This window comes from Anaerobiospirillum sp. NML120449 (assembly GCF_023051105.1).
Lineage (GTDB): Bacteria > Pseudomonadota > Gammaproteobacteria > Enterobacterales > Succinivibrionaceae > Anaerobiospirillum.
Map to the genome: position 1 here is coordinate 173,992 of NZ_JALKIL010000001.1, position 17,428 is coordinate 191,419.

8 protein-coding genes are annotated in these 17,428 nt (G+C 49.8%); 3 read left to right on the plus strand and 5 right to left on the minus strand.

Going from position 1 to position 17,428, the window contains the following annotated elements:
* Positions 1 to 568 precede the first annotated feature (568 nt).
* Positions 569 to 3,589: a bifunctional [glutamate--ammonia ligase]-adenylyl-L-tyrosine phosphorylase/[glutamate--ammonia-ligase] adenylyltransferase gene (gene glnE / locus MXE41_RS00435; RefSeq protein WP_246978267.1), complete on the plus strand. Its 3,021-nt coding sequence runs from the start codon at positions 569 to 571 to the stop codon at positions 3,587 to 3,589.
* A 3,007-nt stretch (positions 3,590 to 6,596) separates the two neighbouring features.
* Here the strand turns inward: glnE and MXE41_RS00440 are convergent.
* The 5 genes from MXE41_RS00440 to MXE41_RS00460 all read right to left on the minus strand — a co-directional run bounded on the left by MXE41_RS00440 (position 6,597) and on the right by MXE41_RS00460 (position 13,388).
* The gene (locus tag MXE41_RS00440) at positions 6,597 to 7,505 is read right to left on the minus strand and encodes a flagellin (protein WP_247098975.1); all 909 of its coding nucleotides are present in this window, start codon (positions 7,503 to 7,505) and stop codon (positions 6,597 to 6,599) included.
* A gap of 512 nt (positions 7,506 to 8,017) precedes the next feature.
* Complete coding sequence (locus MXE41_RS00445; RefSeq protein ID WP_247098976.1) at positions 8,018 to 8,950, minus strand: flagellin; 933 nt, start codon at positions 8,948 to 8,950, stop codon at positions 8,018 to 8,020.
* A 359-nt stretch (positions 8,951 to 9,309) separates the two neighbouring features.
* Positions 9,310 to 9,759: a DUF4156 domain-containing protein gene (locus MXE41_RS00450; protein ID WP_246978265.1), complete on the minus strand. Its 450-nt coding sequence runs from the start codon at positions 9,757 to 9,759 to the stop codon at positions 9,310 to 9,312.
* A gap of 664 nt (positions 9,760 to 10,423) precedes the next feature.
* Entirely contained in the window at positions 10,424 to 11,452 is a 1,029-nt protein-coding gene (gene lpxL, locus MXE41_RS00455) for an LpxL/LpxP family Kdo(2)-lipid IV(A) lauroyl/palmitoleoyl acyltransferase (RefSeq protein ID WP_246978264.1), read from the minus strand.
* Between the two features lie 922 nt (positions 11,453 to 12,374).
* On the minus strand, positions 12,375 to 13,388 hold the full coding sequence (locus MXE41_RS00460) for a substrate-binding domain-containing protein (RefSeq protein WP_247098977.1): 1,014 nt from the start codon (positions 13,386 to 13,388) through the stop codon (positions 12,375 to 12,377).
* Between the two features lie 340 nt (positions 13,389 to 13,728).
* On the opposite strand from MXE41_RS00460, the gene MXE41_RS00465 reads away from it, so the two are divergent.
* Both MXE41_RS00465 and galE read left to right on the plus strand, forming a co-directional pair.
* Complete coding sequence (locus MXE41_RS00465) at positions 13,729 to 13,887, plus strand: hypothetical protein (RefSeq protein ID WP_247098978.1); 159 nt, start codon at positions 13,729 to 13,731, stop codon at positions 13,885 to 13,887.
* Between the two features lie 2,311 nt (positions 13,888 to 16,198).
* On the plus strand, positions 16,199 to 17,218 hold the full coding sequence (gene galE, locus MXE41_RS00470; protein WP_246978262.1) for a UDP-glucose 4-epimerase GalE: 1,020 nt from the start codon (positions 16,199 to 16,201) through the stop codon (positions 17,216 to 17,218).
* Positions 17,219 to 17,428: the final 210 nt, after the last annotated feature.

A 17,428-nucleotide genomic window follows, 5' to 3' on the forward strand; every position in this document is an offset into this window, starting at 1 on the left:
ACATGCTCCGGCATATTCAGGCATGAATGTCAGAATCAAAGAGGCAAATCACTGCATGCATACTGGACATATTGGATAAGGGAATATCAGGCACAATAGGCCCCTGTAGCCAGGCATATGAGGCACATAAGGCCCCTCTGGCCAGGCATATGAGGGATATCAGGTCCCTGTGGTCAGGCATATGAGGCACGCATAGTGCCTTTGGCCAGACATATCCCCTTGTACCGTCTTACACAAAGAGCATGCGACCATCTCAAAATAAGAGTAGTCCTTACTCCCCCCAGGTCTTAACGGCCATGGACTTTATTACAGCTCCTGCATGAAAGGGCACATAAGCCCCGCAACATGCAGGAGCTGTCTTTTCTGGAGCTGGCCATATCACCCTGGCTGTGCCAATGACCAGCTTCATGGCAATGGCAAACGTCATGGCCGGCCTGGCTGCGCCTGCAGTGGCGCTGTAAGTGGACAGGCACCGTAATATGCGGCTGTGTGCGGCCGGTACTTGCATTCTGTATGAGTACAGGATAATTTGTTGGTAATAACCGACTGGCTGTCCTGAGGAGTCTACATGCTGGTATTGAATGATTATCCTTATGCTATTTTCCCTAATCCGGCCCGTTTGCCGGAACTGCCTGAGGAGCTGCTGACTGATGGTCAGAACTACTATGAGCGTCTCAGGCAGAGGGCTGCGCCTGAGCTGATGGATGTGTTTGAACACCGTCCTGACCTTATGTATGTCCTGTCCATGTCAGAGTTCGTGGCCAAGACGCTCATTCAGTATCCGCGTGAGTGTGCTCAGCTGATTTCTCAGGGAGCGCTTGATGATCCTGCCTTTTCCCTTGATCCTGGAGATGCTGTTAATGAGGCAATTGTTGCCGGTCTGAGCGACATTGAGCTCAAGAAGCGTCTTCGTGTGCTGCGTCGCTGCCGCATGGTTATCATTGCCTGGCGTGATCTGACCGGTGCAGCAGAGATTGAGGAGGTATTCGTTTCTCTGTCCAATCTTGCCGAGTGCATAGTAGACCGTACTGTAGAGGTAGTGCGCGAGACTCTCAAGCCTGCCTTTGGCGATGCCTTTGACAAGGAAGGCAAGCAGATGCCTCTGCTTATACTGGGTATGGGTAAACTGGGCGGCGGTGAGCTCAACTTCTCCTCAGACATTGATCTGATGTGCTGTTACCCTTATGACGGCCAGACCGAGGGCGGCTCACGCTCCATCACCTTCCAGGAATACTTCACCAAGGTAGTTCAGCGCCTTTCCAATCTGTTAAGTGAAGTTACTGCTGACTCTTTCTGCTACCGTATCGATCTGCGACTGCGTCCTTTTGGCGATGCCGGTCCGCTGGTGTCATCATTTGATGCTCTTTCTGTCTACTATGAAACTCAGGGTCGTACCTGGGAGCGTTATGCTCTGGTAAAAGCCAAGCTCATTGGTGACTATCACCGCTGGGGTGATTACGGTGATGAGCTCATTGAGCTGCTTCGTCCTTTTGTGTACCGCCGTTACCTTGACTACGGTGCCATTGAGTCCCTGCGCAAGCTCAAGCGCATGATTGAATCTGAGGTGCGCCGCCGTAATCTTGGCGATAACTTCAAGCTCGGTTCAGGTGGCATTCGTGAGATTGAGTTTATTGCCCAGGTGTTTGAGCTGATGCGCGGTGGCCGTATCCCTGAGATGGTTGAGCGCAGTCTGCGCCGTACTTTGCGCAATATCAGCAAGCTGCAGCTGCTGCCTGATGAGGTCTGCGTTCGTCTTGATGAGTGCTATATCTACCTGCGCCGTCTGGAAAACATTACCCAGATGCTTGCTGACAAGCAGACTCAGACTCTGCCAGTTTCCCCTAAAGATCAGATGCGTGTTGCCATAGGCATGTGCAAGGGCAGCTTTGAGGAGCTTACCGAGGAGCTGGGTCGTATCAGAGATATGGTTCATCAGGAGTTTGTCTCCATCATGCGCGACAGCGATGATGACCGGGAGGCTCAGCTGGCTGAAAGCGCTGAGCTTTGGGAGTCAAGCCTCAATGCTGATGAGCTTGAACCTGTGCTGGTTCCATTCATGGCTGAGCCTGGTATGCCAGAGAGCAGCAGTGAAGGTCGTGCCACTTCCTCAAGGACTACTAATGCTCATGCTCTGGCTCAGGGCATTATTAACCTGCACCACACTCTCAACCGTATGCCGGTAGGACCTAAAGGCCGTGATACCCTGGTAAGACTGATGCCTAAGATCATCAAGGGTGTTGCACGCTACAAGGATGCTCCGGCTCTGTTTAACAAGGTATCACTGCTGATTGAAAAGGTAGCCCTGCGTACCACCTATCTGCAGCTGCTGGTAGAAAATGATGGTACCCGTGAGAAGCTGCTTAACTTGCTCAACGGCAACAACTTCGCCGGTGCGCTCATAAGTGCCTATCCTATTTTGCTCGATGAGCTGATTGCTCCACGCTATTTCACCTCACCGCCTCATACAGCCGAATACATGGGATGGCTCAATGAGCGCCTGCTGCGCATTGATCCCGAGGACCTTGAGGAGCAGATGGAGGAGCTGCGTCTGTTCAAGAAGACCATGGTGCTTCGTATTGCCATGTCCGATCAGTCACAGTCTCTGCCTCTAATGAAGATTTCTGATGCCCTTACCTGGCTTGCTGAGGCTATCCTTAAGGAAATTGCTCTGCTGTCATGGCGTCAGACTGAGAAGAAATTCGGTACTCCTGAGGGCAAGGACGCCAGTGATCCGGGCTATGCAATTATTGCCTATGGCAAGCTCGGCGGTATTGAGCTTGGTTACAAGTCCGATCTGGACATGGTATTTATCCGTGACGTTAATGACGGCATGACCACGGGTGATAACCCTGTATCTGCAGCCATGTTCTATCAGCGACTTGTACAGCGCTTTATGCATCTGTGCACCACCCGTATGTCTGGTGGTGTGATTTACGAGCTGGATATGCGTCTGCGTCCTGATGGCGACTCAGGCCTGCTGATGACTGATCTCGAAGCCTATGAAAACTATCAGCTCAACCGTGCCTGGACGTGGGAACATCAGGCTCTGGTACGCGCACGTCCTGTAGCCGGTTCTCCTAATGTTATTGAGGCCTTTAACCGTATTCGTGATCAGGTACTGCGCACCAGGCGTGATGAGGTAAAGCTCAGTGACGATGTATACGCCATGCGTATGAAGATGCGCAATTACCTTGATCGCAGCTCAGATAAGCTCTTCGATCTCAAGCAGGGACGCGGCGGAATGGTTGATATTGAGTTTATCGCTCAGTACCTGTTGCTGCGTGAGGCACCAAACCATGCTGACATGGTGCTGTGGTCAGACAATGTACGTATTTTTGATGAGTGTGCCCGCCTTGGCATTCTTACCGAAGATACTACTGTAAAGCTCAAGCAGGCCTATCTTGCCATTCGTGAGTGTTACCACCGCGTCAGCCTTGCTGACCTGCCTCGCATTGTGGCCATTGAGGACCGCCCTGAGGCCTGCGAGGATGTGGCAGTAATCTTTGATGAAATCTTCAAGGACGCAGCCGCCCGCTTTGTACCGCCTCACTACGGCAAGGCTAACGCTCTGCCACCAGGCACTTTATAAAGTACAAAATAACACCATCATCAGCCCAGCTCTGCCACTGCCAGCATTATCAGGCAGTATCAGTGTGCGTTGCAGCATAAGCAGAAGCATAAGCACCAGCATGAGCATAAGCATGAGCATAAGCATAAGCATAAGCATAAGCAACAGCATCATCATCCTGAATCTGATACCTGAGCTTAGCAGTCTCGTGTATTGCCTTGATTACAAGGGAGTACATATGCCCAGCAGTGTGCTCAACAAAGACTGACAGTCCAGTCGCATTGCTGCGCAGCAGGCCCAGCCTAAGTGGCAGCAGCATGCCAGTCAGTTATGGCATAGCAGAGCAAATAAAGAATAAAGGCCAGATACGCTTACCGTGTCCGGCCTTTATTTTTCTCTGAGGATGCAGATTATCAGGAAAAGCAATTATCTGAAACAATTTGCCGCAGAACAGCGCCGCATGGCACCGCCTGAATGGCACATATCTCGCCTCGAACATTTTCCACGGCGCCATATAATAATAACTAAAACGAGAAGTACAACAATATATGCTACATGACCCCTGGCCCATGGATTTTTTCTTGTCTGCCGGATTTCTAATGCATACTCCTGTCATTAACACCAACGATAAAGATTGTCTCAAAATTGTCATGAAAAAGACGATATTAAAGGAGAAGAAAGCAAATCCTTGCAAGAATGATATGTAAGGCAAGACTGGCAAGGCCATGCCTGGTCCGGCCAGTAATCCCAGATAAGGCCATGCTGTAGCTGTCTATTACTTAGACCTGATGCTTGAGTGCAGAAAATATGTGACAGACTGCTCAGCTTAGAGCAGCTAATTCAGAAGAAGACAATAAGATTAGAGCAAATGGAAAAAACGGGAAAGCTTGTGCAGCCACTGCTAACGGAGCTGCACAACCTGGTACCGGCAAGCGCAGCTAACCTTGCACTGACGGTAGTAAGGCTGCCAGTCAGCGCCGCTAACCTTGCACTGACGGCAGTAAGGCTGCCAGTCAGCGCTGCTAACCTTGCGCTGATGGCAGTAGGGCTACCGGTCAGCGCAGCTAACCTTGCTCTGACCGAAAGTTAAGGCTCCCGGGAAGGGACGCTCACATTCGCCGCTCCGTAAAACTGCAAAAGTACGGACCTTTCCCGGAGTTATGTTATAGGAAGCCCGGTCTTGCGGATCCGGGCTACATGACGGGGCATGTAGCCCCGCCAGCAGTTTATGTAACTCATTTGAATGTCTGATGTGCATGCGCACCGATCTCTCCAGGGACTGTATTTCACAGAAGTTCTGTGACCCAGCCCGGATCTCGATCATGGCATGCACATGAGCGCCTGCGATCAAAGGCGCTTTCAGACAGGAGATCTGACCGGCACAGCTCTATCTGTGCTTTGCCGGTCAGATCAGGCAAATCATATGGCTTTACCAATGCTTGCAGATAGCCGTTTAAGCAGTAAAAGCTGGTAAGCCTGCTAAGCCTGTTGGCAAAGACAGCCATAATCCTTCTCTGATAAAACACAGTCCAGGATAAGGAGTGGCTGGGCCATACTCAGCTCAGCTTGCGGCTATATTTGGCTGTTTAGGGAGACCTGGTCCCCTGAAGGAGAGTTATTTATCTAACCTTCAGTTTTTGCCAGCCAATATTTCAGGTGTTTAATAAAAAGATGCAGTAGTTTGTCTCTCTGCATTATCGGCAATTTAACAGTAATGCCGAAAGGCAAGCTACTTTCTGGGCCTGCCAATTGCTCTGCAGCATGACAGCATGCACTACACAGCTGATGCGACACTGTCATACCGGATTGAGTATTGCTGTTGTCCTGTAAAAGGGACGCCCCAACAGAGCAGGGGCACAGCATACTGCAGACGTAAGCGCGTTAATAACTAAGACGCAGAGCAAATTTGATTAGTAATCAAATGTTCCAGATCCTGCTGTTTCTCAGATGCATCAGAAAGGTTCAGGCCAGTCTGTGCTTCTGTCTCTCCTTATAAGTCCTGGTAAAGACTGCCCTAACTCTGCAGTCTTCTGGACCATGTAACACAGGTGTTGTAATGCTCCGGAGCATTGATGGACAGCAGATAACGGTGTGGTAAAAGCTGCTGCCTGTATAAGTATAACGATGCAGAGGCTTTATCCTTTAACCAATTACGTATGAATATCCCTCATGGGGCAGAAGCTCTAACATGCCTTAAAAACCATTAAACAGGCTGTTTGTGGCACGTGCTTGTCACGATAAACCCACACTGAATGCCTTGCATTTTTGTGCATCTTTAAAAAATTATGCTAATGCTCTGTAACTGCAACTCCCCGCATAAACGGCAAATAAAAGGGGATTATGTATGTAAAGTCCTTATAAATCAGGATGTAAATAAGATGTAAATAGATACCGAAGAGACATGATTCTGAATATATATGCATTATTTATCAAAACTATGAGATAGATCACGCTTTATCGGGAACTCATATTTGCATATATGAAGCAAAAATCCAGTTTTATGATCAGATCATGCTAATTTGTATGTATTTCAAAAAACGCGAAATGCACATGCAAGACAGGCACAACAGCCATGCATGCAGACTGCTCTAACATAACCCAGCACTATTCTTATTCTTAAATACTCTGTCTAAGCCACAACAACCATCACCACAACCATGAGAGCGCTCATGGCTGCTGTTACAGTCATAGGCTCGAGCAACGAGTTCCAGAACGGCGTCGTTACCGGCTAAGGCATAGCATGTGCAAATACGGCAAAGCCATCGTGCTAACAGGTGGCACAATGGCTGGCAAAGCTATGAGCCTGTAAAACGGTATGACATACCTGGTAACATAAATGTGCTTCGAGCAGCAAACATGAACAAAGCACCGTCTTATTTGAATTTCACAGGTGAAAGCGTTACGCGTTACAAAACAATTTGTTTGTTGTAATTAATAGGTTTATTAATACTTTCTAAAACAAAAAGGCTCACATCCATAAGGAAGTGAGCCCTTTGAAATTCTGTGTTGGCCGCAGGCCACAACTAAATTATCCGAGCAGGGACAGACCGAGCTGTGGACGGGTATTAGCCTGCATAAGCATGGAGGAAGCAGCCTGCTGAATAATTGACTGCTGTGACAGATTGGCTGATTCTTCGGCAAAATCTGCATCGCGAATTCTGCTGCGGGCGTCTGCCTGGTTGGCGGAAACGTTAGCCTGGTTGCGAATTGAGCTCTCCAGTCTGTTCTGCATTGCACCTAGTCCGGCGCGGGCTCCGTCTACCAGACCAATCATCTTGTCCATTGCGGAAATAGCAGCGCCAATGTTCTCAGCCTTAGTGAAAACAATGCCCTTATCCTTAGACCAGAACTTCTTGAGTTCGGTATCACCTACACCGCCGATACCAATCTGGGAGAACTTCATAGCCTGAACTTCAAAGCTGATAGTATCGCCTTTGTTAGCGCCAACCTGGAGCGTCATCTTACCGATAGAATTTGAGCCCTGGCCAGTACCACCTTTTGTCATTACACCGTGGCCGCCATCGAGGATCTGGCCACCAGCGAACTTGGTTTGCTGAGCAATACGGGTAATCTCAGCGGCAAGAGCTGTAGCTTCTTTCTGCAGGGCCTTGCGGTCGTCAGCAGTATTGGTGCCGTTGTTAGCCTGGACAGCCAGAGTACGAATCTTCTGGAGCATGCCAGTCATTTCGTCCATGGCGCCTTCGATGGTCTGAGCAAGAGCAATACCGTCAGAGGCATTGCGGTTACCCTGGTTAAGGCCGTTAATCTGAGTTGTCAGACGGCTGCTGATTTGTAAGCCGGCTGCATCGTCTTTGGCACTGTTAATTCTCAGACCAGAGGAGAGTCTCTGGTATGTAGTAGTCAGCTGATTCTGGACATTATTAAGGTATCTGCGTCCGTTAAGAGAGCTTACATTGGTATTTACATATACTGCCATAATCTGGACCTCTGATTTAATACCTCAGCATAAATAAGCCATCTTAACACTGCTGGGGTCTGCATGGGAATAAGCAATTCGTAGTCGCCTGTATTTAAATTAACGCCGATACAGTGGGTTCATTTACCGCTGCGTTTGTTCAACACAGATTATCAATATGCAGCCCATATTTAAGTCGTATATAGATACATGAAACCATTGCTCCTTCATATTACTTTATCCACGACATGGTAATATTTTGTAAAGCATGTGATGTCATCGATTAAAGTAATGTCACAATTGATTATGTAATGTTTGTTCGGAAGATTTGCAGTATTGCCATGACATAACTTATGGGGCGTGTTTTCTATATTCTTTACATTATATTTTATAGATTATCTCCAAAATGTCGTAATTGCACTTACAGGATCGATCAGTCTTCATGCTGCATTTGCTTTATAAAACAAAAAGGCTCACCTCCATAAGGAAGTGAGCCCTTTGAAATTCTGTGTTGGCCTCAGGCCACAACTAAATTATCCGAGCAGGGACAGACCAAGCTGTGGACGGGTATTAGCCTGCATGAGCATGGAGGTAGCGGCCTGCTGAATAATGGACTGCTGGGACAGATTGGCTGATTCTTCAGCGAAATCTGCATCGCGAATTCTGCTGCGGGCGTCTGCCTGGTTGGCAGAAACGTTTGCCTGGTTACGAATTGAGCTTTCCAGTCTGTTTTGGATTGCACCTAGGTCAGCTCTCTGTGAGTCAACGTGGGCAATCAGCTTGTCCATAACATTGATAACACCCTGAGTAGCTTTTACGGAACTAAAGGTAACGCCACCAAGCTGACCATTTGCTGCCTCATCCCAGCCATCAGCATCCTTAGTAGGCTTATTATTGTTACCATATGCAGTCGCAATCATGTCTACTACTTTCATGGAGTGGGCGTTGAAGGTGATGGTATCACCGCTGTTAGCTCCTACCTGAAGGGTCATTACACCCATTTTGGCATTGGTCTTATCAGCAACATAAATAGAGTCAGCGCCGGCACCGTCAAGAACTTTCTGGCCACCGAACTTGGTCTGCTGGGCAATACGGCTGATTTCGGCCATTAATGAGTTGGCTTCGGTCTGGAGGGCTTTGCGGTCTTCAGCTGTGTTGGTGCCGTTGGAGGCCTGAACAGCCAGGGTACGAACCTTCTGCAGCATGCCAGTGATTTCGTCCATACCGCCTTCAACGGTCTGGGCAAGAGCGATACCGTCAGAGGCGTTGCGGTTACCCTGGTTCAGGCCGTTAATCTGAGTTGTCAGTCGGCTGCTGATTTGTAAGCCAGCGGCATCGTCCTTGGCACTGTTAATTCTCATGCCAGAGGAGAGTCTCTGGTATGTAGTAGTCAGCTGGTTCTGGACATTATTAAGATATCTGCGTCCGTTAAGAGAGCTTACATTGGTATTTACATATACTGCCATAATCTGGACCTCTGATTTAATACCTCAGCATAAATAAGCCAACTTAACGCTGCTGGGGTTGCATGGGGAAGAAGCGATCTCTTATCACTTGTATTCAAGTTAACGCCTGTACAGTTAATTGGTTGATGTGTTGAAACGTTTAGCAAAACATTTGTGATACAGAGCGCATGCATACGTTATTTATAGATACATAGATCCGGTGTGCGAAAGGCTGTGGCAGTACAGGCTGATGAGTGGGTATGTGTACTGGAGCCTGGTCAGGTTGAGCTGGTGTGCCCTGACATCTTTCAAACATGAACAAAAGGCTTATTTCCGCAAGGAAATAAGCCTTTTGCGTTGCTGTTCTGCTTATGGCTGGTTTATCGGCCGTAGTAGAAGTAGCGATCGTCCAGGTTGAGGGTTGGCTGAGGCAGGCCGTACTGAATGTGGGCCTGGCCATAAGGGTTATTCATTACGGGACCAACGTCAAGTGGACAGCGGTAGGCACGGCCTGACAGGGCAACACCTACATCGACGCTCAGGCGGTTGAGCAACTGGCCATAGGCGTAGGTCTCTACAAGATGGCTTGCGCCCAATTTGGCAGCTTTAAGCTTGAGGTCATAGCGGGCATTTTCAATGGTCATGCGTGGAGGGGTATCTACATTTCCCAGAAAGGCGCAGCCACGTACTTCGTATGGCAGGGCGGTTATAACTCCAAATGCCATGGCCTCGTCATAGGCCGAGGAGCATCCATTGAGCAGTGGCGCGCAGGCAACGGCCGCTGCCAGAGCGGTAGCGGAGCTCAGTTTGCTGATTCGGGAAAGCCTCATAAGCAACCTCAGTATGGTCAAAAAAACGGTTTATTCTCTAAAGACAGGGCCCCTGTTTTCGCCGTATCTGCAAATACGGCAGTTAATATGAAAGCAGGTCAGCAGGACTGTCGGGCACGTGTTGTTCTCTCAATAAAATGAGGCTTGTGCAATGTTAAGCATTTATGGTCTCTCTCTCCTGAGACTGTGCACGTGCGTGATGGCCATTATACAGCCTTGTTATCAAGGCTAAACAGGTGCATCACTGCCACTGGCCAATAATGAAGACCTCGTCACAAAGGGGGATCAAAGCTGTGCACTGTACTGACGCGCAAAAGGGGCAGATAAAGCCAGAGCGGGCGGATTATTCGGAGGCTTCGTTGATTGACGTTTTTTCAGCCTGATGTGGACTGTGAAGGGATGGAGGTTGTTGCAGCAGCGTTTCATGGATGGGATCTGTGTGTTTTGTGCTTTGGCGACAACAGGGGCGGCTGGATGCAGAGCGTGAGTATATGGGGGATTAGAGCTGGGCAGGATTTATGATGCTTGCCTATTTTGGGTGATTGGAGCGGGGCAGGGTGGAGGATGATGCGGCGGCAGCGTCTGGTTGGGCTGACGCTGCCGTCTGGCGGCTGGGCAGCATTGCGGCTGCGTTTGCAGCTGCCGCTGCTGCCCGTGGAGGGGCTTATTCGATGTCAGGGTAGCGGGATGGCTCGCCTTCTGGTGTGGTCTTGAAGCGGCGGTGCATCCACAGGTACTGGGCAGGGTCTGACATGATCATCTGCTCGATAACCTTGTTGGCGCGTGCTGTGTCAGCAACAGGGTCGTCTGTTGGGAAGTTTTCCAGAGGATCAAGTACGCGCAGACGGTAACCGTTCTTTTCACGTACCAGCCAGAATGGCTGAACCTTAACATCCTTAATACGGGCAAGGTCGTGCAGACCGGTTACAGTACAGGCCTTGTCAACACCAAAGAAAGGCACGAATACGGAGCTGCTGCGGCCATAGTCCTGATCAGGGGCATACCAGATGGGATAGCCTTTCATTACTGCCTTGACCATTGAGCGCACGTCAGTACGGTCTACCAGAGCAAGATTGGCGCGCAGACGGCCATTGACCTGAATGAACTCCCAGACAGGGTGGTCGGAGCTGCGGTAAACACCAATACCTGGTTTGATAGCCATGGCATAGAGGCGGGCACCAATTTCCAGGGTAACCATATGGCAGGTAAAGGCAATGGTACGGGTATTGGCCTCACCAAGCTCACGGGCTTTTTTGAGCTCGTTTTCATCAATGATGAGCAGACGGCGCAGGCGCCAGTCGGGCCAGAACCATGCAATACCTGTTTCAAAAGCGGCTATGCTGGTGTTTTCAAAGATACGTTTTTGCAGCTCGGCACGCTCCTCATCGCTTTTTTCCGGGAATGCCAGTTTGAGATTGGTTGATACCACATAACGGCGGGACTTGAAGAAGCGGTGCATGAGTTTGCCAATCAGGCGTCCTGTTGCCAGGATGCACCGGTAAGGCAGCAGATTGACGATGAGGTAAAGAGTAATAATGGCGGCCCATGAGCCCCAGAAAGCAGGTCGTAGCAGGTCCCAGGTAAAAGGTATTCCTTCAGTCACACCCGTGCCCCAGGAAATATTACGCTGGGTGTTTCGGTGTTGTCGGGAACGCTCTTCAAAGGATTTATGAAGCTTGATTTTCCTTGCCATCTGTTTTGAAAATTCCTGCTTAGCTTTGGTATAGCCCGAGTTGTTGCCGCAGATCTGCTCACAGCAGCGCAGGCTGCAGCAAGTGATACGAGTTGAGTTTAATGTTCAGCGGAACAGTGAACAGAGGATCTTTGCAGACATGAGTTTCAGTACCAGGGATCCTGACAGTGCTTGAACGCAGCTCAATTGGGCATTGTGAATTGTGGCATTGATTTGCCTTGCACTGCCGGCCTGATAAGTCCTGACACCATGAACAGTCATTAAGTTGCTGACGTACGCTGGCCTGGCCTGGCCTGTCTTGTCCTGGCCGGCTGTGGCCGTGTATGGCCTTGCCTTGCTTTGCATAGCCTGTTGTAGCCTGGCAGAGCTGGCCTTGCATAGCATGGACTGTTGTGGCCTGGCATAGCTGGCCTTGCATAGCATGGCCTGTAGCGGCCTGGCAGGGCTGGCCTGGCAGAAGCATTGCTGTGACTGTCAGCTGTCAGAGCTGAGAAAAACGGCAGTGGATGACTGGATATGATTTGCTGCTCAGGCAGGTGTTTGATAACAGGGCCCAATGGACTTGATGTCCGTAACTATGACCTCTGTAGCCCGGCAAAGGCCCCAGTTCCATCATTTAAAGAATAGCACATCAATGCCCCTGTCATTAAACACTTACATCCATTTTGAATGTTTGTGTATGGTTACTTGTGCTCTAAGGGCTAAAAATAAGCCCGGCAGTGCCGGGCATGGTTGCAGTACTGATTGTCATATCTGGACCAGGGAGCAGAGTCATAATCAGGGACTGTGGCTTGTGATTGCATGCATGGCCAGTGTCAGGCAGGTATCTGGTACAGCGCGAATCTGGCTGATAAGTTCAGACTTTTTAAGCGCTTTTGGGGGCCTGACATCTGTGTGATGGACCAGGTGGCAAATGCTGTTATCAGGCTCCAGTGATGTTGAGTACGCTGTCGCGGCGTACCAGGGAGACGTCCATACGATGAGGGGCCTCCACGGTTTCATTGCTGTAGAGCTTGATGGTACGCAGCACGGCTTCCTCGGCCATTTTGATAATAGGGTTATCGACTGTAGTCAGGGCCGGCCACATGCTTTTGCTCAGATAGAGGTTATCAAAGCCGGTAATACTGATATCTCCAGGTACTTTCAGTCCCTGGGAGTAGAAGTAAGGTATGGCACCTGCTGCCATTACATCGCTATAGCAGGCAATGGCAGTGAAGTCTTTGCCCGGGGTGCAGCGCTTGAGCAGCTCTCTTGCAGCCTGAGTACCGCCCTCAAGTGATGGAGGGGCTGAGAACACCAGGCCAGGATTGAAGTTGATGCCGTTGGCCGTAAGGGTATCGACATAGCCCTGCAGACGCTCTCTGGCATCAAGAATCTCGTGCTCTGAGTTGAAGAAAGCAATCTTGCGGTGACCGTTGGCAATAAGCTCATTTACGGCCATGCGCTCACCTTCGTAATTGTCCGTGTTCAGACAGCGGGTTTCGTAGCCGGGAATAACACGGTTGATGAGCACCATGGAAGGCATCTGCTCCATGTACATGCTCATTTCATCGTCATCAATGGCCATAGCGTGAACTACAAGGCCTCGGCACTTGTAGGCAATCAGGGATTCAATGGCATTGCGTTCGCGTTCGGCATCGTGATGGCCCTGAGCTACCAGCAGGCTCAGTCCATAAGGCTGGATGGCATCATCAGAGGCCTTGATGGCAGTAGCAAAGTAGGGATCGGCAACGTCTGAGACCACCATGCCGATAGTACGATAATCGCGCTGGGCCAGAGCTCTGGCATTGGCGTTAGGGTGGAAATTGAGCTCACGCTGAGCCTGAAGCACAGCTTCACGAACTGAAGGGCTTACCCTTGGGGAATTGTTGATAACACGCGAGACGCTGGCAATAGAAACATTAGCCTTCCTGGCTACATCACGAATGGTTGACATATAAACTCAACTCCATCAATCCTGTCAGCGCCCATCTCACCGCTGATTTGTGGCGCTATTGCCTGAGCCATGATCTGCATAGATCATTACAGGCCGCATTCTTTATGCGCTAAGGCCGGCCTTACAGCAGGCAGCAAAACTATGTCCGGACAGCTTCCTGGTGTTTATGAGGTTTCAGTTAAGCCTCTATCAGCTCCCGGCAGATAAAACCTTATTTGTTCTTTACCATGCCCGCCTTTGTGTGCAGGCGTCATGTGCATATTCACGCAGCTGCTGACCACTGCTGCTCAAATGGTGTCTTAAGACAGCCGCTGCACAGCACTGCCAATTTTTCTGCTTTATGCAACGTGCATTTGCTGTGGCTGAAGAGCCATGGCTGTCTGAATTTATGATATTTACTGAAACCTTATTCCTGCAGTGGCATCTGCAGCAGCAGATGCATCTGAGGTTATATCTGCACTCGCAACAGCTGCAAAGCGGTCGGGACGTGATGCATTGACAATGTTCGCACCACCGTCATGCACCTGGCAGAGAAAGCAGATGAAAACAACACTCAGAAGAGATTTACTCCAGGTGAGATGGTCCTGATGGTGCTGTATATATCTACAGCTGGACCGGACCTCTCTTACTGTGCCATAAATTGCAGACAGATACTGCAGCCCTGAAGTTGTTCTGCAGCTGTAAACTACCAGTTAAGGAGCAGCACGCAGAACCTTTACACTTCTAACCACACAGCAAAAGTTTTGCGCTGCAGTCAGATCAGCCTTTGGCCTCCTGCCCCAGTTGCCTTTCTGATTCTTTACTGGCAGCGTTATGAGTGATAAACACCATACATGAGCCAGAATAACAGCGTAAACACAAGTGCAGGATTGCACGTATTTTATGCTCTGATCCCTGTCAGGGGCTGACCTGTCAGGCAAAGACGGCTGTTGTTCTCCTGCAGTACTGTTTTCCCGAAAAAGGCGCTTTTTCGCACCTGTGTTCGTATCTGAAAGAAAACAGTTACAGTATGCCCCATTATGGCCTGCTAATGGGCGGGGCAGCGTTTACAGAATTATATAGCCTCAACTGGGCAATCGCTGCTGTCATTGTCACATTTTAGCATCACAGTATGTCCAGCTTTGTAAGTCACAAAAACTGAACTGCTAGGTACGGTGTGCATATATTTGCTATCCCGTGCATGTATCAGGGCATTTTGCTGAAATGATAACGTTATCATCATTTCCGATATTTGTATAATAATCTTTCGATTTGTGCATGTGTAAATATATTGTCGAACCTTGTCTGACAGGGCGGCTGAACAGCATATTTGCCGTCACTGACTTTCAATGTTCTGCTCAGCTGCTGACAAAGACAGATCTTGCATTAGACCTCATGCCTTACGTGACACGCCATGACATACCGTAGATACGAGCAATACCTTAAATTCCGGCAGCAGATCATATAGCTCAGCAATGTCATGGCCATGGTTGTGCAATGGCCATGGCAGAGAGTGCCGTCCGTAACTGACCATGGCTGTCTTGAGACTGTCGAGAGCTGTGAAGTCTCTCTGTGCAGTTGCGAACTGGCCGCAATGACAGTCGCTTGATGGCTGCGATGAGGTTCAAGTGCTGGACGTCAGTGACAGTAACGAGCAGGCAGTGTTCATGGACGTCTGTGATGACACGCCTGTAACGGTCATCCATGAGGCCTGCAGCATATCTGTGGACGTGCCGTGGCTCCTAAAAGGCTCAGCGGCGGGACCTTGTGACAGATATGTGCTGGCTGATATGTACAGGGTCTTGTACAGAGGGACCATGGTATCTCAGGCTTTACGGGGCACAGTTGCATTAGTGGAGCAGGGGACAACCTGTGCAACAGGATAATTCCAGGGCAAGTCACTGCATCCAGTGCATACTGGGGCACACCAGTGCAGTGCAGTGCAGTGCATTGCATTGCGTGGACGGGCATTATCCTGGCTTTTGCCCTGGTGCTGTGCTGCCTGCCGTGCAGGTGAAAATTGGCGCATATGGCCGAAGAAATTCCGGCTGGCAATGATGGGGCGAGCTTGCGTGCACGGGCAATTTGTGAGCCGGGGCAAGCTTTTGTTACTGCAGACAAAAAAGTTACGTCAACATGATCGGCCCTGGTCAGATTAGGCTATAATGAAACCATAAATTCGGGTTATCGTTTACATCCTGATAAACAAGCCATTTTTATATTTTTTGAGTCTGACGGTGAACACAGAGGTAAAACTCTGATGACAGGCATATAAACAGGCCTGACCGGCAGCTGAACCAGCCCTTAAAGCTATCATTATTATGATGCTGTTTCGGGATAGTGTTCGTAAATTTGAGACATGGTATCTGAGCCTTTTTACAGGCTCACAGATGGCTTTAAATCAGGGTGTTCAGTGCCACTGAGGTCAGATAGAGTTTCATGAGCTCCGTAATGCTGTTCCGACTTTTTCCAAGCTTGCAGACCAGCTCACGGAAAGAGTGATAACAATGCGTTAGACTGACAGTTCAGGGCTGTTGCAGATATAAGTTTTACGAAACCGTGTTCGTAAAAGTTTTTATCACTGGCACCGCATTTACCGGCTGTACACACAGGGCCAGCGGTGCATAACGGCACAGAGCCTCCGGCTCTTTGACCTGTAAAGCAGGAAGGACGCTGCAGCCTGGATTTAGATACGGAGCTCGTCTCCATTACAGCCCCACAGGCTGAACTGCAATCAGACAAAGCTGCAGGGCATAAGCCCGGGCCTGTTACGGTTCAGCAGGCGCAGTGTCGCTGTGGCCGGGCATTATGACAATTCGAGGACAAAGTTAATGGCTACTATTTTAGTTACTGGCGGTGCAGGTTATATCGGTTCTCACACAGTAGTGGAGCTGGTCAAGGCCGGCTACGAGCCAATCATTTTTGACAACTTTTCCAATGCCAAACCGGCTGTATTAGCCCGTATCAAGCAGATTTGCGGCCGCTCCGTTCCTTTCTACAGCGGTGATATCCGTTACTACGATCAGCTGGCTGCTGTCTTCAAGAACCACAAGATTGACGGCGTTATCCACTTTGCCGGCCTCAAGGCCGTAGGCGAGTCCGTCAAGAAGCCACTTGAGTACTACGACAACAACGTCAACGGTTCCCGCGTACTGCTGCAGGTAATGCGTGACTTCAACTGCCACAGCTTTATCTTCTCCTCATCCTCCACCGTATATGGTGAGCCTGATTCCGTACCATTAACCGAGAGCAGCCCGGTCAAGCGCGCCAACTGCCCTTATGGCCAGACCAAGGTTGATGTTGAGTACATGGCTCAGGAGTTACAGGTTGCAGAGCCTGATTTCTCCATTACCCTGCTGCGTTACTTCAACCCTGTCGGTGCCCATGAGTCCGGTCTGATTGGTGAAGACCCACGCGGTATTCCTAACAACCTCATGCCATACCTCACTCAGGTAGCCGTAGGCCGCCTTGAGTGTCTGTCCATCTTCGGTAATGACTACCCAACTCCAGATGGCACCTGTATCCGTGACTACATCCACGTAGTTGACCTGGCCATTGGTCACGTAGCTGCCTTAAAGAACTGCCTGAACAAGCCTGGTGTTCACATCTACAACCTGGGTACCGGTACCGGCTACAGCGTTCTGGACATGGTCAAGGCCTTCTCCAAGGCTATCGGCCGTGAACTGCCACACAAGTTCGCCGACCGTCGTGCCGGTGACGTAGTATGCTGCTACGCCGACCCATCCAAGGCTGAAAAGGAGCTGGGCTGGAAGGCTACCCACACCCTGGATGACATGACCCGTGATGCCTACAACTGGCAGAAGAACAACCCTAACGGTTACGAAGACTAAATACCTCGGGCTGAGCCCTGTCATTGAGAGCTGAAGCTGGTTAAATCAGATGCTGTTCTCACCTTTAAGATACAGGGCATCAGCGCTCCGCAGGGGCGTAGCTGGCTGAAGCCGCGCTGAGCACGTCAGCGTCGCAGCAAAGACTTCACGAGTCACACCAGCTGCGCCCATCAGGAACTGTCCGCTGAGATAACATCCAGCAGACCTGCA